This window comes from Sphingobacterium sp. MYb388, assembly GCF_037479535.1.
In the GTDB taxonomy this organism is placed as follows: Bacteria; Bacteroidota; Bacteroidia; order Sphingobacteriales; family Sphingobacteriaceae; genus Sphingobacterium; species Sphingobacterium anhuiense.
The window spans coordinates 1-22552 of record NZ_JBBGYV010000007.1; the positions used below are offsets into that span (position 1 = coordinate 1).

Consider the following 22552-nt stretch of genomic DNA (forward strand, 5'->3'; position numbering starts at 1 on the left):
ATTTCCTGTGCATTACTATTTAAAGAGCACACTAAAAGAGGAAGAGTCAGTAAAGAAAATTTTATGAATTTCATCTTAAAAAAAATTATGTTAAAATTATTTGTTATAGGTGCTATATCTTATGCCGGCTAAGCTATCGTTACACCGATACAAATGTAGTTATGGGTAGATCAATAAAAATTACACTTTTGAGCCCTTTAATTACACTTTAAGGTTCCGTTTATTCAACACCTTTTATTTTAACTCATCTCTGAAATTTGACAATTCAAATAATGAAAAAATTAGCTAGAAATGGTTTGATTTTAATTCTTTTTTTTAATAATAAGGATGGACGCACTATAGGATAACCGGTTGCTCAACATTCTTTCGTGTTCATCCTGTTCAATATTAAATTAAAGCAGGGTAGGGTTTTGTAAGTTCGCTTTATAGTAAAGTAATTTAGAATCGAAATGTCAATCCTGTTGGAAGAAAGCAAAAACGATAAATACTAATTGCGATGAATGTACCATTGACAACCGAGATCTTGAAGGACTTAAAACATAAAGGATACAATATCCTGAAGTCCGATAATAGTGTGGGTGATGTTATACAGCATTTTGTCCCTACAAAAGTAAACGACCTATGGGCGTTTATGAGTGAATTTAAGGAAGAGTCTGCGACAGTTATTATTGAGCAGATCCTTGATGTACCAGAGGAAGTGTTAGAAGGAAAATTCTTAAGGTTTTTTTGATTGATCTTTTAATTTTTAAAAACTACACAGATGAATTAAAGCAAATGCACCAAGAATATATACTCAATCATCCTACAGCTGTAAGAACAGGTAAAAGCAGAGCACAGTTAACTTTTAGGCAGATTGCCGGCATCCGAGAGTCTGTCTTTAGTATATCTCAGTTATTTACGATATCTGACTATCTGCATGACAAGATATGGTAACCAGTAAGGATGGAGTACAGTGCACCTGTGATTATTTATCAAAAGAAAGATAGGCTTCAGAAAACTTTTTGGGCCATTATTTATTGACTCTTCTTTTATTAAGATGTGGTGAACAGACATCTCCTGGGCAAGTACCTTTATTTATTAAGGTAGTTATAAGTAAAATAGCTCCAAGAACTGAGATGTATATTTCGCTGTCCATAATTCCTATGGCAATGAAAAGCAGACCGAAAGCTATTTTAATCAGTCCGAGTATGGTGAAGTTTCTGAAATATTGTGTCATATGTTTCTCTTAATATTTTTTTATAACTGATTTATTGTCGTCATTAGCTTTGATTTAGGATAAAATTATTACCAAAACCTATAGGTATAACAAAATTATTCAACAGATTTTTTTACAGTTGTAGCTAAACCTGCTAAGTAGTACTGTATCCTTTTCATAGCAATCCGTAAGGCTTCATCATCAAAACAAGTATATACTATTCTAAACATGCCTTTTTTTGTGTGACCGAAACCGATTCCCGGTGTTAATAAGACTCCTGTGTTTTTGTAAAGATTCTCCCAAAATTCGATTTCCGCAGCCAAAGTTTCCGCGAATAAAAATTTAGAAAAATCAGCCCATATAAATAAGCTTCCATAGGAAGGAACAAATGGTATATCTAAAATTTTTAACATATCTACCACTACAATGTATCCCTTGGTTAAGGCTTGATGCTGTGCATCCAAGAAATTGCGCATAAACTCGTGATCTCCCAACACATTTTCCATTAACCATTGTGTATGATTGGAAACCATGTGCGGCAGGTTTAAATTATTAAAAGCAGTTAAGAAGGCTTGATTAAGCGAGTATACCATACCGACTCTCATTCCTGAGATCCCCAGATCTTTAGAAAGTGCGTACCACTGGTGTAAATATGGACTGTTTTTATTATGGATTATTGAGAGGAAAGAAGAAAACTGACGATGATCGAGGTAATCATCAGCTATAGCTGGATCTGTTGTATGTATGGTTACAAGTCCATAGATCTCATTGACGATAAAATGAATTTTCCTTTCTATACACCAATCGGCAATAGCTTCCAAATGCTCTGCGGTGTATAATCCTCCGGTGGGATTATCAGGATTAGTAACTACCAGAAGTTTGAAATTTGAACCTTGGAGCTCGATATCTCGTTTGGCTTTTTCCAGATGTTCAATCGACAGAATAGGTCCATGATGGATAGCATCACTATCATGATGCGTGATTAAATCATATCTTTCTATGCCAGCCTTATTCATGATGTCGCGGCTGTATACAGGATATGCAGGGGCTGGAAATACAGCAACATCCCCTTTATCTGCCAGAATTATTGCGGATAGTTCGATCACGGCGGTAGCTCCAGCAGCCACTCCTATATTTGCAGGATCTAAGGGGCGTTTTGCTAAAAAAACACCCAGAAAATCTGCTAATGCTGCTCGGAAGGTTTCGTGCCCCAGGCCAGAAGTATAGCCTGAAACCCAGTCTGGAATTTCCTGCGTAGCAGCGATTTTTTGCAAGCGCTCACTCAGGATAGGCCAATTTAGATTGTTATCCGCGACATTCAATGGAAAAGTTCCGTCTGGATTATCAACAGCATGATATATATTTTTTGATGCTTCAAAATAAAGTTCAAAATCTGGTCTAACAACAGTATGGTAAGCACGATTGCCTCTTGAAGATATATAGGATAAGTCTGACATTGAATGATAATGGTATAAATTATATATCCCAAAGCTAAGCAATGGGCAACTTCGAAAACATGGACAATACTGAAAAAAAATGGTACTTATTGATCATAATTCTATCTATATCTTGTCAATTTTAAATTTAAAGTATTGATAGTGAAATGAATAATATTTTTATGAAAATACTTTTTGATTATCATAATTTTTAATGACTATGGAAATACTACTATATTTGCAAAATCAATATAGTAAGCATAAACTGAAGTCAAAATGGAAAAGCAGGAAAAGGAAGCGATCAACGAATATCATTTACATGCTGATTTTCCAGGTAAAATGCAGTTTGAGGTCCAGTCTTTACAAGATTTGATAGAAGATCATCAGGAAGATATTGTCAAACCCCATATCCACAGTTTTTATCAGGTTATCTGGTTCAAGTCAGGTACTGGGAAGCATTTTGTTGATTTCAATGAATACGATGTATCAGAAAATACGATATTCTTTATTGCTAAAAACCAGGTTCATGCTTTTGATAACAATCCGGATTACGAAGGATTTGTTATTCATTTCGCAGAAGATTTCTTGGTTCAAAAGGAAGATGATGTTGATTTTTTTCTCAAGTGTAGTATGTTCAATAATGCCTATCAAATTCCTTCTTGTTGTGTAGGCAGCGGAAACGAATATAAACTGGATGAGTATATCGTCCAAATGCAGACTGAACTTAAAGAACAGGATAAATATGGTCAGGAAGAATTGCTCAGGCTCTATCTAAAAGCATTTTTGATTCAGGTTCAGCGTCGTAAATATCAACTTGAAGAACTAAATAAGGGCCATGCACCGTTTATTGTGGACGAAAAACGTACCCAATTGATCCACTTTGTCAATCTGATTGAAGAGAACTACACCAAAGGACTTCCTGCATCTAAATATGCGGAAATGCTATTTGTTTCCCTCAGAACTCTCTCAAATCTTACTTTGCAGCTGCTCAATAAAAAACCATCTGAAATGATCCATGAAAGGATTGTACTGGAAGCAAAAAGATTATTACTACATTCAAAACTAAATGTGAATCAGATCGCAGATAAAATCGGTTTCGAAGACTCATCTTACTTTATCAGATATTTTAAGAAATATACCAATCAGTCACCGACATCTTTTCGAAAATCCTTTCAATAGTATTTTCAGTAATAGATTTTATATACCATGGATATTGTAAAACATATTGACCAGCATCCCAATAGATTAATTGAGTGACTGGTCAGTTCTTCTTTTGAGCAAAGGAAAAGTCCACAATAGCCATTTTAGGTTTTTATATGCAATTAGAAATGTTCATATAGAAAACTACCAAATCCTAATATCAAGGTAAAGCTATCACCATTTCCACACAGGCCTTTAAATTTTAAAAATTCATCTTTAGTAAAAGCTGGGGCATTCGTTTTAATGGGGCTGTATATCGTTTTCTAAAATAATTCCTCAAATTCTCTTAATTGTAGTTGTCTCGTTTTGAATGCTATACAGGTGATGTCGATCCATCATCTGCGCGTATAATCTTGCTAATAAGTACCACTTGTTTTCAGTTTTGTCCATTTTCTTGATGCTTTCCAGCAATTACCTTTGTAGTATTAAATTTTAAGACAGATGAGTACTGATCTTTGAGATCCATGTTCTTTATTATTTTTCGATTATGAACAAATAATAGCATTTCAATAGTAAGAAAGAATATTAAACTCATCAGCAGCTGTAATTAATTATTAAAAAGAGGAAAATTATGATCCCTATATCATTATTAGAGTTAGCGTTTATTGGAGAAGATAGCAATGCTCGTTCTACATTCGAAAAAACAAAAGAACTGGCCCGATTGGTCGATACTTTAGGATATAAACGTCTCTGGTTAGCCGAGCACCATAATATGGCTCATGTTGCCAGTACTGCAACATCAGTTTTGATTGGACATCTTGCTGGTCATACGCAAAACATACGTGTAGGATCGGGAGGTATTATGTTGCCAAACCATTCACCTCTGATTGTCGCCGAGCAATTTGGAACCTTAGCACAACTTTATCCCGATCGGATTGATCTGGGGTTGGGCAGAGCACCCGGAAGTGATATTCAAACTGCTTTGGCAATCCAGAAGGATTTTTTCGAGCAATCTCAGCGATTTCCTCAGAATGTGGAAGCACTTGAAATGTATTTTTCCCATAAGAATCCATACGCCAAGGTGCGTGCTTTTATAGCCGAAGATACACATGTTCCGATCTGGATCTTAGGATCGAGTACAGAAAGTGCAGCTTTAGCCGCATCCAAAGGATTACCCTATGCTTTTGCCGGTCATTTTGCTCCTAGACAGATGTTGGATGCATTTGCTCTGTACCATCAGAATTTTAAACCTTCTGAAGTACTGAAACAGCCTTATACGATCGCCGCTGTAAATGCTACAGCTGCAGATACGGATCAGAAAGCAGAGATGCTGTCAACAAGTTTGCATCTGATGTTTCAAAGTTTAGCACAAAATGCAGGAAAGTTTTTACAACCGCCAGTAAAGTCCTTGCCGGAGCTATTAGATAGCATGTCTGAGCAGGTACGGTTACAAGTAAAGCAAAGGACAGCCTGTTCTTTTGTGGGAAGTAAAGAGAAAATTAGAGACGAATTAAAGGATTTTATAGGGCAAACAGGTGTGGACGAATTGATGATCCATTCGCCTATCTATGACCATCAGGAGAAATTAAAAAGTATGATGATCATGAAAGAAGTAATGGATGATTTAAATCGTTAAAAATCCCTTTTTCTTGACTCACATGATCATTATAAGCAAAAAATATCCAGCATTGCCCTAATACAATACAATACAATACAATACAACTGTTAATAATTTAAAAATATAAAACAATGGATTTAGCAAATAAAATAGAATCGGAACAATTGACCATGGTTAATTTTCATGCAACTTGGTGTCCTCCATGTGTGGCCATGAAACCAAATTTAGATGAAGTAGTTGCGGAATTTGATGATGTTATTCATTATGAACGTGTGGATATCGATAAATATCCAGATTTAGCAACCCTATTTGAAATCAGAAGTGTACCAACTACGATGCTTTTCAAAAATGGAGAAATGAAATGGAGACATTCCGGTATCGTACCTGCTCATGAACTAGGTCAGTTGGTAAAAGATAATCTTTAACATTATATACTTGAAATAAATATGAAAAGACTACTGCACATCATCAGCTCACCGAGAAAGGAAAAATCTAAATCCGGAGCCATCGCTCATGAATTTTTGCAACAGTATAAACTGTTGAATCCGGATGCTGTTATAGATGAACTGAATCTGTGGGACTTAAGCATTCCCACTTTTGACGGGGACAAAGCTGCGGCCAAAATGACTTTCTTCGGTGAAGGTATATTAAATGAGGAATTAAAAACATCTTGGGATAAAGTTGTGGAGGTAACGGAACGGTTTTCCTCAGCAGATGAATACCTGATCACTGTTCCGATGTGGAATGGAGGTATTCCATGGGTATTGAAACACTATATCGACACCATCTCACAGCCGGGTTTGACCTTTGGCTTTGGAGAGGACGGTTACTTTCCCTTATTGAAAGATAAGAAGGCTTGTGTTATATATACCTCAGGTGTGTATGGTGCGGGTGTACCGATTGAGCTAGGGCTTGATTTCCAGTCTACTTATTTCAATTGGTGGTTAGGACTTGTTGGAATTACTGAAGTTCATTCCGTTAAATTTTTAGGAAATCTAGTGAATCCCGATACTGAAAAGGAGTTTTCTAATGCCTTGGAGTCTGCTAGCCGTATTGCTGATGAATTTTTTTCACAATAGCTAATTTATGCTTGATTTGAAGAATTTAGCTCTTATAAAAGATTTCTGTGAAGGAGTCAAGTGAGCTATTTATCCTGTTCTTATCGGAAACTAAATTACGTCGTGCAAAACAGCAAAAGGCCTCTTGATAAAAAGGAAGTTTCCCATAATTTGGGGAACTTCCTTTTTTTATAAGTACCAGGTATCTAATGATTTGATTTTTCAATCAAGTAGGTTCGAATGGTCTGACCTATCTTTTTGCCAATATATTTTAGAAAGGAAATTTGACTATATAAAAGGGTGGAATTTAATCAATAAGTGCTATTTGTTTTCAGTTTTGTCCATTTTCTTGAAGCTGTCTAGCCAGTACCTTTGTAGTACAAAATTTAAAACAATTGGTTATGTTAAACAATGTAAATTTAGAAGCATTAGGAAATTATGTAGCAATAATTACTAACAAACCTGCTGAAGCAATTGCAGCATTAGGTGTAACCGCAACCTGGAAAGGTGGTGTAAATACTGAAATTACCACTCATAGTAAAAAGATAGGAAGCGCTTTCGTAGAAAAACAATTCAAATATCAGATCGGGGAGCCCAGAGAATTGTTGGGAGACAACCTGAATCCGAATCCTCAGGATTATATTTTAGGCGGTTTAGCCGGCTGTATGATGGTGGGTTTTGTGGCAGGAGCTACCAGTAAAGGGATCAAGCTTGACAGTGTTAACTTAACTATTGTAGGTAACCTTGATCTCCGTGGATTTTTGGAAGTTGACCCGAATGTTTCAGTTGGATTTGAAGAACTTCAATTCAATTTTGAAGTTACCGGTAGCGGAACCGAGGAGGAGTATGCTGCTATTGCGGAACATGTACGTAAAGTATCCCCGGGTTACAGAACTATCGCAGAACCCGTAAAAATCAGTATCAATAAGAGCTTAAATGCTGTGATGTAATTCAAGGTATGACAAGATTAAAAGAGTACCAACAACGATGCTATTCAAAAATGGTAAGATGAAATGGAGACATTTCGGTGTACATCAGCTTACTGAAATCGTGAATGAGAATCTCTAAATAAACTTAAAAATAACAAGACAATGAAAATACAGGTATGGTCGGACATCATGTGTCCTTTTTGCTACATCGCTAAGAAAAATTTTGAGCAAGCGTTAGCAGGTTCTTCATTCAAAGATGAAGTGGAAGTAGAGTGGAAAAGTTTCCAGTTGGATCCTACTTTAAAAGAAAGCTCTGGAACTTTGAGTATCAGCGAGTATATGATGAATCGTAAAGGTTTTTCTAAAGCTCAACTTGATCAGTTTTTAAATCAATTAAAAGAAATGGGTAAAAATGCAGGTGTTACTTTTAATTACGATCAGGTCATTGCTGCCGATACTTTTCCAGCTCATAAGTTATTGCATTTGGCAAAAGAACATGGTAAAGCCGATGAGATGGAGGAGGCTTTGTTTAAAGCTCACTTTGTTGACGGAAAAAATATTGCGGATGTTGAATTTTTGGTCTCCCTTGCGGAGGAGCTGGGCTTAGATCCGTCAAAAGCCCGAAAAGTATTAGCTGAAGATGAGTACAACTATGAAGTGAAACAGGATATCATGGAAGCACAAAATCTAGGAATAACAGGTGTACCTTATTACCTTCTTGATGGTAAATATGCCGTTTCAGGAGCACAGCCTGTCGAACTTTTTGCTAAGGCTCTTGCACAGACCTACCAGGAAAGCATTATTGATCTGTCAGAAGAATCTGGAGATAACATGTGTGGAATTGATGGATGTAGCATCTAATTTCAACATATAAGTCATTTCGTATTCACTATAAAAAATTAAATAAAATGTCACAAATAATAGCAACTACCTACGAAGGTAAATATAACTCAAGTACAAAATCAACATCGAATACTGATCCGATTAAAGTCGATCTGAAATTTGGTCCAATTGACCTGCTTATGGGATCATATGCAAGCTGTATGTTAGCTACAGTTGATTTTTACACACGAAAAAAAGATTTCGAAGTAACGGGATCAAGAAGCGAGTTATCTTATGAAATGTCCGCAGAAGGAGGACAAGTAGGAATGATCAACGTGAGGTTGTTCTTTGATAAAGAGTATACAGCAGAACAAAAGGAATTGATTGAAAATTCAGCAAAGAATCTATGTCACGTTGGCAACAGTCTTAATCCTGCAATTATAAAAAACTATGAATTTACTTACGGAGCTTAATCCGAAGGTAAGATCTCATAAAATAGATTTCATCTATTGCCAAGGAATGACAATATGACCAAATTTCATTTTTTGGATTACACAGAGAAAGACTATCATGGTTTTCACGCCTATAGTAGATTTTGAGCCAAAACTTCCATTAATTTTCAGTTTTGTCCATATCTACAGGATAGGCTTTCTTTATTTTTCTATAATCGATTTCCACAAAGGAACAGATATTTAAATTACTTTAAAATATTTTATAATGAGAGCAAATTTTTTATCCACATTGTTGTTGCTAACAGTTTTAATCTTTAGTTCAAATTACAGTCAAGCACAAACCCAAACATTAGGAGCTAAAGTGGAATACAAAGGGTCAAGTAAAAAACTTGCCGTTATGGTTTCAGACGTTCTACATTTTAATGTAAGTATTGAAACTATAGAATTACTTGATCTGAAGAAAAATGGATTAGCTTTTGAAATTGTGATTGTTGGTAAGTTAGCTAAAGAAATTGTTGAGAATGAAGCGCTAAAACAAGCTATTGATAAGGCTGAGAAAGTAGGGGCAAAATTGGTTATTTGTGAATATGCCTTAGATCTACTCAAAGTGGACAAATTGAAATTAGACAATCGTATACATATCACCCCTAATGCCTTAGTTTATATGTTTGAATTGAAGGACAAAGGATTTAATACCTTAGTTTACTAATAAAGGTCATAGCTTTTGTTTTTTCGTGAGTTACAATATGGTCGAACATTCAAGTTGTTTGTTAAAAAAGCACTGATAAATAAAAAATAATTGAATTTCAAACCTATAATTATCAAGCTGATTTATTTTCCTTTGCTAATTTGGATCATTTCAAAAAACAGAAAATGGGATTAAAATCTATTTGTTCATCAGTATCAGTTTTTTGACTATGAAACAGTTGTACAGCTCCGCATTGTCGGTTATCTGTTGCAATACGCTAATTTTATGGTAGGTCGCTAACCACTGACTTTTCAAGCGAAGAAAAGTGAGTTAGGGAAGAGATCAAAAAGCTTTTAGTACAGCTTTAAAGCTAAAAGAGATGAGTTTATAGGTAGAACAAATTGCTGAGGTTACAGGTCTTACCATCGACGAGCTTGAAAAACTGAAATGAATCAAATAGATCATTAAATTAAACCTATAAAGCCATTCTGTCAAGAATGGCTTTATAGGTTTAATACCATAGAAATAACTAATGACATCCACATGATTTTTAGTGTAGACGCCAAATCCTTTAATTTCCTTTGTTTAATTAATGTCAACCGTAATCTTACATTATAATGCGTGTCGCACTCTGATGGATAATTTTCAAATTAATGACCGCAACGCATGCTTCCAAATTAACAATGAGCTTACAGCAGTCGGCCTAGATTTTAAGGAAGACTTGCAGAATACCATTTAAGGTCATAGCCTCATTGAAAGTTAAGACAATTAACGGATTTTACCCCGTTTGGTTGTATTGACAATTTCACAGCTCTAGAAGCTGTATATCGATTTTAAAATATCCCTTCAATTTGCGTTCCTTCAAGTTCTTTTTTTATTGAGCCAATTCTTGTTCCGTTGCGCTAAAATTTACTTTTCCGTTACTGGGTTAGCTGGATGTTTGCTTTTCAGAAAACTGTTTTCCCCAACGGTATAATAATGAGAACTTAATGTTTAGTTCATTGGTTTACTAAGCCACATCTGTATGTTTATTACTAATTTCAACAATCATAAGTTCGAACTTTTTTAGATACGTTTTTCTTTCTCGTGACATAATTTCTGTTAAGGTATAGAATTCACTTAATATCTGCTCAAAATAGCAACTTTAAAAGGTTAATTACATATTTTGTGGTACATTCCCTCTTTAATAAAAATATACGGGTGTTTTTTACCAGTATATTTTTATTAAAATTTCAAATTTATTGACTTTGATCCATAGTTCCTCTTTCTTCGGATGAAAAATACCCATATTCAATATTTAAATCCCTAAACTTTAAAAATAGATCTAGTGTATTTCTATCGCTGTTCAGCCATTCGAAAAGAGCATTAAGTGCTACCTCTAAATGAGTCGATATATATGCTTGTCTACTATCCGCACCTCTTATTCCTTGAGCATTTTTCTTTTTTCCCCCTGTTAGAAAAATTGATTTCTCTTCTCTTATAATATCTCTAATTTCTTTGTTACTGTCGCCTTCAGGAAGATGGGTTTTAAGTATCCCCTGTATCGCATAAAATATTTTGTAAGATTTATCTGGATTTTGAACATCATTACCGTAGTCAATTTCAATGTTTTTAAATTCCTCCGATTGTTCAAAGCCTAATTCAAATGCTTTGTTTTCATCTGCTTTTTTTGCTAATTCTCTGATTTTAAGTAGAGAAAGCTCATTGTCTTTGTCTGTTTTATTATCCATAATTATGCGTTTATTTTATCAAGAATCTTTTCTAGTTCTAATTGAACATTTTTATCGTAGTCCCATATGTTAGATTTTAGTGGGGCAATTGCCTGTTCAGACGAAATTAAATATTTACTATATCTCTTATAATGTTCCTCTTTATTGGAATTCTTCTTTATATAGAAACCATAAATTATCGAAGGATGTACATAGTTTCGTTCTGCATATGCTTTCACTAAATTGTAGTTATTTATATTTGAAGAAATGTAATTTAATTTATCTTCATTGAACAGCATTTCTTCTGCAAACCTATTTGCTCTTTCCTCATTTAATAATAGTAAGTCTGCCATTCCACTTAGGTGAAATTTTTGAGATTTTAACTCTTCTAAATCAAAAATGATATGTGCAAGTTCATGAAATAGCGTAAACCATAATAAATCATATCTCTTATAATGATTTGTCAAAACAATACAAGGTTTGTTGTTAATGAAAAAACTAGCACCAAAAACAGCAGTTTTAGATATATAATCTTGTACAATGACTGTTATTCCGATATTGAATAAAGCTCTTACAATTGTTAGGAGACCAGTATCAATATTGAGTGTATATGGACGAATTTTAGTCACCATATCTTCTAATCTTTCAACAGAAAAATCATTATTGTTTTGAATTCTGTTAAATTGGTTATATGCACATTTGATCCAGAATTCATTCATGAAATCCTGTGATTTTAATTTAGATTTACTGAATAAAGAGTAAGCAAAATTTTCTTTATAATCATAAATCGATTTAAGACCGAAAAAATCTATAATTCTATGTTCAATATCGATTATGTTGCTTTTATCTTTTATAAAATTTATTTTTTCTAATCCATTAAGATCAAAGTTGTTTGCAATAAAAGAAGCTTTTTTACTATGTTCAATTTCTTCAATTATTTCTTTTGTTGTATTTGCTATATAAGCTGAAACAACTTTATCAACATCCAATTCTAAGAAATTAGCTAATTTGATCAGGCTAACAATATCAATTTTATAGTCTTCATTTTTTATAATTCGAGATAGGGTATCTTTATTAATATTTAGTATTGCAGCAAGATGAATATTTGTTTTTATATTCAGAAGCGCTTTTTTTTCCTCAATCAAATCCACAAGATTTTTTTGATGTTGTATTCCTAATATATCATATAGTTCATTGATGTTGTTCATGATTTATCAAATTTGATAAACAAAAATACACCTTTATTATTTATAAAATGTATTTTTTTATTTTTTTATCAAAAATGATCAATATTACTATGTGAAAGTATTGATCTATCACACCTTTTATTTTAACTCATCTATGAATTTGACAATTCAAATAACGAAAAACTTAGCTAGAAATGGTTTGATTTTAATTCTTTTTTTAACAATGAGAATGGACGCACCATTGGATAACCAACCGGTTGCTCAACATTCTTTCGTATTCATAATTTTTGGTATAAAATTTTCATGAGCTTGCAAGTAGTAAATTGAATATTAATTTAGGTTAACTATAAAATCACCTATTATATTCTTGGGAACCATTTAAATGAACCGAACTATCGTGGGAAATCTCATTACTATATTCTGAAAGTGCCTTTTGGCAATACTGAAAATATCTCTCAAAGATATCTGCTATAGGATCTTCGTTATAGTCGTAAATGTCTGTTGCGTGAATTGTTTTTGTTGTAATTAGCTCAGCTGTAATTTCTTTGTAGTTGTACATAATAGTGTAAATCTGTTAAGTATAAAAAAATAGTAACTCAATTAATTGCAAATCTATCTTAAAGAGGTTTAAATGATTTTGTATATTTTGAATTTTGCTGGAAAAAATCAAATTGTGTAACAGTTATTGAAGTTAACGCCGAATTTGCTAAATATAATAACTCATTATACTTCTAATTCTTTGCGTCAGATTTTATTTAAATATTTTTTTTAAATTAATGATATCTTAAGAAAAGTTTGTATTTTAAGTTTTAAATTAACCAATTTTTCTTAACTAGAACCATATAATATGAAAGCAAAAATTTTACAGATGCTCTTCTGTCTCATTATTTTCATGGGATGTTCCCGCAATGATATCCCCTTCAACTGGTACTTGTAATTAAGGAAGATATGAATAGATTTAAAAAAGTAATTGATGAATATTTTGACTGGGACTTTTTCTGGAGACCATCTGAGTCTTCAAAACAGAGCAAGTTGGACGAACGGGGTGAACGTTTTCTTGCCAATCATCCAGATCTTTTTAAGAAGGTCATAACTGACTTTAGATCAAATTTTCCACAGTCAGAAATTTTAGGATTCAGTCCATTTCCTGTCGAAGACCGATGCTTAAGTTTTGAAATAAAGTCTAACACTGAAGGTACTTTTGTTATTTGCATTAGTATTTTCAAGTATTTGTTGGTGTGGAAATTGTATGATGGTGAGCCATATACTCCTGAAAATTATATAGAAACTGGTGAATCGGAACTAATTGACAGAATTTACCAACTCGTAATAAAACCACATGTGGAGGTCGAGTGGTTGCATAGAGATGAAGCGTTCCTAGAAGTGAAAGAATTTAATTATGCTTCAGCCTCAGGACCATTTAAAGACGAGGAGGAAGATTTTGAAACACCGATTTTCTTAGCAAATCTATTAACCCGTTTTCGTTAAAATTTAAACTTTGTTTAAGCCTTTCGCACAGTATGGCGAAAGGTTTTCCAAGCTTTATATATTTTGCTCGTTGGCCAGATATTACAGCAGGAGAGTTGGAGCCATTTAAGAGGAGATTGGTTGATTAATTTGTCGTAATAGGAGTGTTTTCTTCGAATTGTAGCAGCTTTCCATATGGACAACATTGACACCCGACATTAAGAAATTGATTAATCAAATTCATGGAGGTTTATGTCTATGCACTTTATCTTAAGTGAATTAATATGGAAATGTAAACCATGAGAAAGCATATGTAGCATACAAATTTCAGGAAATAGACAATTCCTATTTGCACATCTCTGAAAACTATAAAGTCGTCAGGAAAGTTCAATCTTAATCACATTGGCTTTTTTTGCAAATTAGATGTTGATAAAACAACTTTACCAAATTCTGGATATAGGTTATTAACTTGCTATAATGTCTAAAAATCGAAATTTTATAAGGAGTAAAAATAAAGAGCAAAAAGATAAAGGTTCTGGAAGGCTACACATTGTATGGCGTATAACAATAGTTTTGTACATTGTAGTCATGCTGTACTTTTTATTTACATGTGGTGGCAACGGAGCTGATTGGTTTCCAAGAAAACCTATATTTACGAGATAGCTAAGGTAGAACTTATCCGTTTCGAGCGCTTCAAAACCAAGTTATGCAGGGTCTTTATGAAGACAAAAGTTTATCTCCAAACGGTGGTATCCATCTCCAGATACGAGAGCTTACCAACCTAAGCTTTACGAGCTTATAAATTCCTATAAAATATATACCAATGAATAAACCAGGTGTATTCAGTTTATAGCAGGCACTGAAGAAATTGATGTACATGATCATAAAAGATGTATCAAAGAAATGGACGATGCCAATGCACAATAGGGGCTTGAGCATATGACAACTATATACTAAATTTGGAGATAGGCTCAAGCTGGATAGAGGCTTTTAGAATTAGGCTAATTATCCAATGACACAGTTTGAGTTACACTCCCAGATAGAAACTTTTAAAAAGAGACTAATAACACAGTTGCTTGTACACTCCCGGATTTAGATCAATTAGTTTCCTGTATAGTTTCGCATAGTTTTTGGAAGTGAAATTTCTACACTGCCATCTTTTTTTAATTTAAGGAACATTTTTAATTTCGTGTCCATCGGCCTTCCACTGTCGTACATTATTGCTGCTCTCCACTTAGGTTTATACTTTCCAAAATCTTTATTCTTGTCCAAAAAAATAGCCCTTTCAGCAATATCGTTAAGCTCTGAGTTTTTTCCTCCAATTGATTTTACATCTGTAACCTTTCCAGTTTTTAAAATGATTATTTCTAGCACACAAATAGAATCATTAACAGCATCAGATTGGTTTAAACTTAATTCTTTGGCAATCTGCTGTTCCCGTGCCTCTATACTGCCCAAATATTTTGCAGGAAAACCCCATAATGGCATTATCTGTCCGTAGAAGTCTTTATGTGTAGTAAAGTAATATATAGTGCTATCTCTATAAATGGAGATTTTACTTAAGTAATTTATCTCATCATTTTTAGGTAGATTTTTAGGATATATGTCCTCGATAGATGGTAAATGAAGCCACGGATAATTTTGATTTAAGATATATTTATCGCCCTCAAAATTTAGATCAAAATAATAATTATTTTCTTTATGCAGAAAAGATTGCGAAGTATCTCCATTTTTTCTATCAAATGTTGTTGTCTTTTTTGTAAATAATTTGATGAAGTATGCTTTTTCATTTGAATATCCTACATATATATGAGTTATATTATCATCTTTAATGCTGTTCTTTACAGAGGAAAATATTCTTGTTTCAAGGAATTCGTTGTACTCCCTTTTAGCGGTATTGTTTTGTGATAATACATTTAATGACAGTAAAAGAGTGCAGAAAAATAGAAGATATTTCATATACATAAATGTGATTACTGATTATAGGCAATGATTTGAATGCCATTAAAGATCAACAGATCCTCTTCAATTTCTTCAAAATCCGTTATTTTCTGTTTCGAATTAAATAAAACAATATCCCAACTCATAATGGGATATAATATGGACGTATTATATAACTAATATAGTATAAATATAATAAATCATTGGTATTCAAATGGTACAAATAAAAATACATGAAAAACTAATATTTATAGCAATTATTAGCTAATATATTTAGTTTTATTATTTATCTTTGGATATTGAATAAGGATGGACACGCTTCAAGATAACTGGTTGCTCAACATTCTTGCGTGTTCGTCCTATTCAATATTGAATTAAAGCAGGGGAGAGTTCTGTAAGTTCACATTATAGTAAAGGGACTTGCGATTGAAATGCCAACCTGTTGGAATGAGGTGATAATGATAAATACTAATTGCGATGAATGTACCATTGACAATCGAGATCTTGAAGGACTTAAAGCATAAGGGATATAATATCCTGAAGTCTGACAATAGTGTGGATGATGTTATACAGCATTTTGTCCCGACAAAAGTAAACGACCTATGGGCGTTTATGAGTGAATTTAAGGAAGTTGTTAAGTGCATCAAAATTGGCGAAGAACCAAAGTAAATTTGCTATTTACATTGTGATTATTTAGATGAGAATGAACTGCTAGAAGAATGGTCAAAGTATACGAAAGAAGATCTCGAAGACTGTGATTTTATTTTTACCACTTACAGAATAATTCGGAGAAACCACTTCACGATCGATTTATCCTATCAAAAAATTCTGGATTAAGGTTAGGAACTTCAGTTAATTCAATTGGATCATCTAAAAAATTTGCAGAGATCTCAAAATTAAAGAAAGTTAGAAAAAGCTATAACCTCTAACCGTTTTCAATTATCTTACAAAATAGCTAAACCAAGTAAAAGGAAGTTGTTTTTAAAATTTTTTAATGGAGGGGTATCAATACCACTCTTTCCATTAAAAATTGATGAACGACATTAAATCTACCCAACAAAAACATCATAGTCATTCATTTTGTCTCTGTTTTTAACTAACCTAGGCGCTTTCTTCTTTTTTGTATAGTGTTGAATAGCATTGGCAATTAATAGCGGTCTAACTGCTTCATCGAAATGTGCTTCACAGTCTAAGAAAATATGCAGTGCAGTTTACGTAGTATATAAAAAGCTGCCCTTTTCGGACAGCTTCATCTTGAGAAACATAAATAATATTATAATTATTTATCTGAAATTTTTTTGTAATCAAAATAACATCCTTCGGGACAATTTAGATAAGTAGGAGTCAATCTCAAAATACCCTCTTTGATACTAAATATTTCCTTTTGTATCCCTTTACTTAACATATTTTCTTTCCCCTCGCATGTATAATCAAAGATTATATAATTCTCTGAAATTTTGTATGTTCCTTGATCACAGTTCCCACCGAACTTTTTGAATGTTCCATCACTATTTATAAATATTTCTGCTCCATCTTTAATCGACACATGTGAGTCAGGAAGTCCTACATTTTGTGCAATCAATTTCCACTTTCCTTCGATCTTATTTAAATTTACATTTTCAGTTTGTTTACTGCATCCTTGGTTCACTACAGTAAACAGCAATAATGCTATAATAGGTATAATTTTCATTGGTTTCCTTTGTTAATATATTTTGAGAACTATTTTCACTTAATTTCTTACTATTATAACGAATCTGTTATAGAAAATGCTACATCGTTACTGAGTACATAATATACTTCCAGTCACCCGTTCCACAACTATTTTTTGCTCTAGCCTTTAATTGTATAGTACCAGAACCATTAATCTGTATAATCGCTGTTTGTCCTATATTACCATTTCCATTATTGACAGGATTAGTTGAATAGTCCCCAGTTGTAAATATAAAATTACCAAATCCTTTTTCCCATTCCCAATCATTTATTCCAGTAGTATTTGTACCTTTCCCTTGTAAACTTAAAGTTATTTTTGAACCGAAAGGTAAAGAACTTGCTGCTCCTCCATAGTTCATGTCACATGTAGTAATGAAAACATCATTACAATACATATTAAGGGCTACAAGTGGAGTACCGATCCAAACTTCTTTTTTAAGCGTTTGAAAAGGAAGTTTTGCCTCAACAAAAGCTGTTTTTTCATAAATTGACTTAGGTTTAACCGTTATTGAATTACTGTTCTGTGAAATGATATCTACTGTAGAAGAAACATTCCAAACAACATTAGAGCCTCCATTTAGAAGTGTATACACTATATTTTCTCCAGCGCAATAATTCTGTTTATTTGTTGATAAAGTTGGAATTATACAGTTATTTCCGATTACATTTGTTAGGACTGAATTATTAAAAATGGATGTTTTCATTCTTGATTTTTGTCCTTCAGTAAAACGTGCGCTGGTCGATGTATAGTATGACATAATATTATTTAAATCTGGCGTATATCCATTTTCCGTTCCAAACCCCCGGTCAGCAGGAGTATCACAGACCTTGTCTCCACATGTAATACAATTTGACCCATTTATATTTTCCGCACAGCCAGATGTTCCTGGTTTAGTACCCTGAAAAGTATGCCATAAGTCAAGGCAATGTCCCATCTCATGAGCAGAAATAGGAGTGGTTACATAATTCTGATTCATAATTAACGTTTTAGATGGAATTCCAAGGGCCATTCCCAAGACACTAGAACCTCCGCTACTCCACAGATTATTAACTATATAATAATCTATAGCATTCTGTTTCACATTAACATTTCCTAATTGATTAGATTCAGTATCATTATCTATAGAATAATATTTTGAACTGTTTATAAAATCATGACCTGTTGACTTAAAGTATATACCGTGTTTATTGTAATGACGGTTTAAAGAATCAAGTACTATATTTAGATTTGTTTCAGGGTATCCACCTGTTCCATTATCTTGACGTACAATATGAAAGAAAACATTAATACATACAGGTTGATCCGGATCTATTATAGAATAATTGGCAGAAGCTCTATTTTTAGCCTCAATTTCAGTTGTTGTAGGAGTTGGAGTACCACATATTATTCCATGGTTATCTAATTCTAAATCAGGTTTGTTTTTGTCATTTTTATCATTTTTATTACAAGAACTTATTCCAAATAATAACGGTAGAATAATTAGATAAAAAAATTTTTGCTATTTTCATAATTTTTTTCGGTTTTCTCGAAATTATAGCTTTGTTTTTAACTAGTTTTACGGGAAACCGGAAATTGGTGTATTATTTGTTTTTTTTACAATATTTCATTTTTCTCATAATTTAATCTTGATGTGTTTTTTAAAAAAAAATCTAAATTTTTTAAACAATCAGAGCTTTTATAATAGAAGCGAAAAATTTGATATGGACATGATTAAACTATTTGTTAAAAATCAGTCCCGTCCTAAATAAATTTTAGGCGCTTGTTTCCATTTCTAAAACAGCTATTTTTAGATCATTTCAATTTTGATCCTATTTTTTAGTCTGAAAACATTTGTAACTGGCCATTTTTCCCTTTAACTGGTGGCCTGATAAAAGGATCATCTATCCATTGCCATATATTTATTTTTACGAAGATATTCATCCTGATAAATCCCACCAGATTTGATAGATTCCAGTCATATTTTAGCCTTCTTTTGAAGGTATTTTAGTAACAAGATGCCGATCAAGGAAGTCCATATCTGGATCATCACCGCATTTTCGGATGTGCCCACAAATGTCGATACTTTTAAGCGCTGTTTGAGATGCTTAAAGAAGACCTCAATCTGCCATCGCTGTTTGTAAATGTTTGCTACCAGTGAGGCCTTCCACCCAGTATTATTTGTCAGAAAGTGATACTGGGTGTCTGTGGTGCTGTCCCAAAAATGAATCAGGCGCAGCGATTTGGAACTGTATTTATCTGCTGATGGACCAGAAAGCTCAACGATCTGATCTTTAATGATTCCCTTTTCTAAGAGTGCTTCACTCTGATATGACCTGATCACGTTGTACTTCATGTTAGTTTTACTCCTGGTAACAAAATAACAGCCGTTGCTGTCCAAATCCCCGAGCCAGCTGTAATCTACATAACCTCGGTCCACCACCATGACGCTTCCTTTAGAAAAACTGTAGCTGCCCGCACGCTGGCTCTCATGAACCTTTCCGTCCGTAATCTGCATAAAAACAGGCAGACAGCCATCATAATCCAAAACAGTGTGCAACTTTACAGCTCCTTTGGTACTTCTAAACTTAGCCCAGTCAAATACCGATAAGCATAATGGGATAACACTGGCATCCATTAGATAAACCTTGCGCTTTAATTGGTTAAGCTCTTTACGGAAATGGGTATCTTTTTGCCACAGCTTATCCAATAGCGAAAAATACAGATCTTTAAAGAGTTCATGGGTGCGATGCTTATTGATATAGGAAATATTGGACTTGCTGGGAGCTCTGCCCACACCTAAATGGTTCAGATTACCGGTCGTACTACGCAAGCCATTACTGATATCCCGAACTGAATCTGCAGAAGAAAAATGGCAGAATAACATGCTTGCAAGATGAGTCCAGCTGTTGATCCCTTTGCAATGTTTGTCACTCTTATGTTTAGCAACCAAATCTTTGAATAATTCCCGGTCGATAAGGGATAAAATCTGACTAAAACGTTTAAATTTACCATGGCGGTGTAAGAAAAGTTAGCGATTTAAATATAGCAACTTTGCTATACCAAATCACCGCCAATTTTTAAACGTTTAGGACGGAACTGATAAATTTTAGTCATAATAATGAATCTATGAAGAGCTATTAAATCTTTTTTTAACTTAATATAGTTGTTTTTCTAAGTCTATTAGGCTTGGGTTTTCTGAATTATTTATTTGACATTTATCTCCTATCCACCTCTCCAATAAAAACATCATAGTCATTCATCTTGTCTCTGTTTTTAACCAACCTTGGGGCTTTCTTCTTCTTAGTGTAGTGTTGAATAGCATTGGCAAGGAATAACGGTCTAACTGGTTCACCGAAATGAGCTTCACAGTCTAAGAAAATTTCCAGTGCAGATTTAGCAACATTAAAATATCCATTATGGTACTTTTTATCAATCCAACTTTGAATCTGGGTATCTGTTATTAGACTAGACGACTCTAGAAGGATGTCCTTTTCTTCATCACCAAATCTTAAAAATTCCTTCCACTTGCCGTTTCCAATTTTTTGCTCTGCTATATAATTTCTGTTGCCTTGGTCATCAACTTGATAGAGTATTTGAATTTTATGATTGGTACTGCCGTTACTTAATGGAACAAAATCCTCAAGTTCACATTTGAAAATTATTTTGATGGTATTATTTTCACTAAGACCTAAGATTAAAGTATGATCTGGTCGTTCAAAATCTCGCACATAAAGGTCACGTTGTCCCAACAAAAATGCTAGCTCAAATTGACTTAAACCACGGTTATTACGTAATTTAATTATATTGAGCATCTTAATGAGCTCGATATCCGACATACTGCTTATTTTTAAGATCTCAAAATCTAGATTTCGTTTCATTATATGGGCTATTACCGACTTACAACAAATATAATCAAACGAATCTTTAATACTATCTCCTTTAAAAATATATTGTAATGGGAAAAATTTGTAGATTCAATAAATTAACAATGAATAGATCTGATGAATCAAAATCAATTGCAAATATTAAAATTATTGGAAGAACTTCCTGACTCATCAGACTTTGAGTTGGTTCCAGCTACTTCATTACAAATCACTGTTTTTAAAGAACGTGCTTTTACGAAAAAAGTACCTGAAAATGTGATTACGCAATTGATTGAATTATATAAGGTTGCCGATGGATATGTTAATCATATGGTTATAGGCTTTATTAATTGTGATGATGAAACTATATTTGAATGGTGGGGTGTTTATCAAGAGCTTTGGATAGGGCAAAGAGATTTAAATACATTACGTTGGGCAAATGGTACGTTCTGTTTAGGTGATGCCTCCAGCACTAGCGATGACGAATCTTATGAATCACCAACTTTAGTAGGACTTATAGAAATATGTAGAAATGAAATGTTGAGAGCGATCGATTAAATCTTTGGACATTATAAATACTAGTCAACCTTTTTATCAATACTTTCTTTTTTAGGTTTGTATTTTATGTAGGTATTTCTGCCATCAACAATTACGACTTCCAATCTTTTGTTTTTGCCTTTAATAGCACGACTCAATGCATCAGTGAAATCTGAACTCGTCCAAGTCTGATTTTGTAATTTATTACAATGATTCACTATTTCCTCTAAAGTTCTGGCTTTGTCGAAATACTTTGTGTTTTCAATCACCGCATTCAATGTAGATGCAGAGCCTGCTCCTGGTGGGATAGGAGGTATCACTTTTAATACTTTATCTCTTTCTTGAATATCAGAAGGTTGTAAATCTAAGTTGGTATAGCTTGTTTTAAAATCTATTGGTTCACCATTCTCTACACATTCATTTTTACGCTCTTCTGCTTTTAACGAGAAATAGATTGCAATGTGATAAAGAGCTTCTTCGGTATATTTTAGGGCACTAGCCTTACTTTCAATATGTCCAATATATTTTTTACTCTTCCCTAGATAAAGTGATAATTCTTCACCTGAAATACCCAAGCTCAATCTAATTGTGCGAACTGTAATTATTGTTAATAACTCATACGGGGTAAGATACCATTCCTTGTTCATTATTTATAAATGAAGTAATTTTGTTCGCGTATATTGTATTGATATAATAATTTGCTTTTGTAAAATATACTCTGTACTTTAGCGTTAGATTTCGGATTAACGAATTAATCTGAAATACTGGTATTTAAAATAAGAGTCTTGCGATCACAATTTCTCAGGCCGTAACGCAGGGC

Annotated in this window: 22 protein-coding genes; 13 read left to right on the top strand and 9 right to left on the bottom strand. The window is 33.4% G+C overall.

Features of this window, described 5'->3' with window-relative positions; all coding sequences use genetic code 11:
- Positions 1 to 496 precede the first annotated feature (496 nt).
- The gene (locus tag WH188_RS19230; protein ID WP_339424507.1) at positions 497 to 730 is read left to right on the top strand and encodes a hypothetical protein; all 234 of its coding nucleotides are present in this window, start codon (positions 497 to 499) and stop codon (positions 728 to 730) included.
- A 44-nt stretch (positions 731 to 774) separates the two neighbouring features.
- The gene (locus tag WH188_RS19235) at positions 775 to 933 is read left to right on the top strand and encodes a hypothetical protein (RefSeq protein ID WP_339424508.1); all 159 of its coding nucleotides are present in this window, start codon (positions 775 to 777) and stop codon (positions 931 to 933) included.
- Between the two features lie 378 nt (positions 934 to 1311).
- On the opposite strand, the gene WH188_RS19240 is transcribed toward WH188_RS19235, so the two are convergent.
- Positions 1312 to 2652, bottom strand: coding sequence for an aminotransferase class I/II-fold pyridoxal phosphate-dependent enzyme (locus WH188_RS19240; RefSeq protein ID WP_339424509.1), 1341 nt, complete (start codon positions 2650 to 2652; stop codon positions 1312 to 1314).
- A gap of 255 nt (positions 2653 to 2907) precedes the next feature.
- Between WH188_RS19240 and WH188_RS19245 the strand changes: the two genes are divergently transcribed.
- From WH188_RS19245 to WH188_RS19280, 8 genes are all read left to right on the top strand, one after another.
- Positions 2908 to 3810: a helix-turn-helix domain-containing protein gene (locus WH188_RS19245; protein WP_132767497.1), complete on the top strand. Its 903-nt coding sequence runs from the start codon at positions 2908 to 2910 to the stop codon at positions 3808 to 3810.
- Positions 3811 to 4402: 592 nt separating this feature from the next.
- Positions 4403 to 5407: an LLM class flavin-dependent oxidoreductase gene (locus WH188_RS19250; protein ID WP_339424510.1), complete on the top strand. Its 1005-nt coding sequence runs from the start codon at positions 4403 to 4405 to the stop codon at positions 5405 to 5407.
- Positions 5408 to 5520: 113 nt separating this feature from the next.
- Positions 5521 to 5814 (top strand): thioredoxin family protein, encoded by a 294-nt coding sequence (locus WH188_RS19255; RefSeq protein ID WP_132767501.1) that lies wholly within the window; start codon positions 5521 to 5523, stop codon positions 5812 to 5814.
- A 21-nt stretch (positions 5815 to 5835) separates the two neighbouring features.
- Positions 5836 to 6468 (top strand): FMN-dependent NADH-azoreductase, encoded by a 633-nt coding sequence (locus tag WH188_RS19260; RefSeq protein WP_339424511.1) that lies wholly within the window; start codon positions 5836 to 5838, stop codon positions 6466 to 6468.
- 380 nt (positions 6469 to 6848) lie between these two features.
- Complete coding sequence (locus WH188_RS19265) at positions 6849 to 7397, top strand: OsmC family protein (RefSeq protein ID WP_339424512.1); 549 nt, start codon at positions 6849 to 6851, stop codon at positions 7395 to 7397.
- Between the two features lie 141 nt (positions 7398 to 7538).
- Positions 7539 to 8237 (top strand): DsbA family oxidoreductase, encoded by a 699-nt coding sequence (locus WH188_RS19270; protein ID WP_339424513.1) that lies wholly within the window; start codon positions 7539 to 7541, stop codon positions 8235 to 8237.
- Positions 8238 to 8284: 47 nt separating this feature from the next.
- Positions 8285 to 8671, top strand: a complete 387-nt coding sequence (locus WH188_RS19275) for an OsmC family protein (protein WP_339424514.1) — start codon at positions 8285 to 8287, stop codon at positions 8669 to 8671.
- Positions 8672 to 8915: 244 nt separating this feature from the next.
- On the top strand, positions 8916 to 9359 hold the full coding sequence (locus WH188_RS19280) for a hypothetical protein (RefSeq protein WP_339424515.1): 444 nt from the start codon (positions 8916 to 8918) through the stop codon (positions 9357 to 9359).
- Positions 9360 to 10576: 1217 nt separating this feature from the next.
- Here the strand turns inward: WH188_RS19280 and WH188_RS19285 are convergent.
- Complete coding sequence (locus WH188_RS19285) at positions 10577 to 11068, bottom strand: hypothetical protein (RefSeq protein ID WP_339424516.1); 492 nt, start codon at positions 11066 to 11068, stop codon at positions 10577 to 10579.
- Positions 11069 to 11070: 2 nt separating this feature from the next.
- The gene (locus WH188_RS19290) at positions 11071 to 12255 is read right to left on the bottom strand and encodes an ImmA/IrrE family metallo-endopeptidase (protein WP_339424517.1); all 1185 of its coding nucleotides are present in this window, start codon (positions 12253 to 12255) and stop codon (positions 11071 to 11073) included.
- A 927-nt stretch (positions 12256 to 13182) separates the two neighbouring features.
- On the opposite strand from WH188_RS19290, the gene WH188_RS19295 reads away from it, so the two are divergent.
- Positions 13183 to 13722: a hypothetical protein gene (locus WH188_RS19295; protein WP_168126283.1), complete on the top strand. Its 540-nt coding sequence runs from the start codon at positions 13183 to 13185 to the stop codon at positions 13720 to 13722.
- 1080 nt (positions 13723 to 14802) lie between these two features.
- Here WH188_RS19295 and WH188_RS19300 read toward each other — a convergent pair.
- Positions 14803 to 15660, bottom strand: coding sequence for a hypothetical protein (locus WH188_RS19300; protein ID WP_339424518.1), 858 nt, complete (start codon positions 15658 to 15660; stop codon positions 14803 to 14805).
- 459 nt (positions 15661 to 16119) lie between these two features.
- Here WH188_RS19300 and WH188_RS19305 point away from each other — a divergent pair, with 459 nt between their 5' ends.
- Positions 16120 to 16311, top strand: a complete 192-nt coding sequence (locus WH188_RS19305) for a hypothetical protein (RefSeq protein ID WP_168126285.1) — start codon at positions 16120 to 16122, stop codon at positions 16309 to 16311.
- Positions 16312 to 16921: 610 nt separating this feature from the next.
- Here WH188_RS19305 and WH188_RS19310 read toward each other — a convergent pair.
- From WH188_RS19310 to WH188_RS19325, 4 genes are all read right to left on the bottom strand, one after another.
- Positions 16922 to 17332, bottom strand: a complete 411-nt coding sequence (locus tag WH188_RS19310; RefSeq protein ID WP_168126286.1) for a lipocalin family protein — start codon at positions 17330 to 17332, stop codon at positions 16922 to 16924.
- A 79-nt stretch (positions 17333 to 17411) separates the two neighbouring features.
- Complete coding sequence (locus WH188_RS19315) at positions 17412 to 18329, bottom strand: M43 family zinc metalloprotease (protein ID WP_339424519.1); 918 nt, start codon at positions 18327 to 18329, stop codon at positions 17412 to 17414.
- Positions 18330 to 19307: 978 nt separating this feature from the next.
- Entirely contained in the window at positions 19308 to 20318 is a 1011-nt protein-coding gene (locus WH188_RS19320; RefSeq protein WP_339424589.1) for an IS4 family transposase, read from the bottom strand.
- A 229-nt stretch (positions 20319 to 20547) separates the two neighbouring features.
- Entirely contained in the window at positions 20548 to 21210 is a 663-nt protein-coding gene (locus WH188_RS19325) for a hypothetical protein (RefSeq protein WP_168126289.1), read from the bottom strand.
- A gap of 123 nt (positions 21211 to 21333) precedes the next feature.
- Here WH188_RS19325 and WH188_RS19330 point away from each other — a divergent pair, with 123 nt between their 5' ends.
- Positions 21334 to 21753, top strand: a complete 420-nt coding sequence (locus WH188_RS19330) for a hypothetical protein (protein WP_339424520.1) — start codon at positions 21334 to 21336, stop codon at positions 21751 to 21753.
- Positions 21754 to 21773: 20 nt separating this feature from the next.
- Here the strand turns inward: WH188_RS19330 and WH188_RS19335 are convergent, their stop codons facing one another.
- On the bottom strand, positions 21774 to 22379 hold the full coding sequence (locus WH188_RS19335; protein WP_168126291.1) for a hypothetical protein: 606 nt from the start codon (positions 22377 to 22379) through the stop codon (positions 21774 to 21776).
- Positions 22380 to 22552 lie beyond the last annotated feature (173 nt).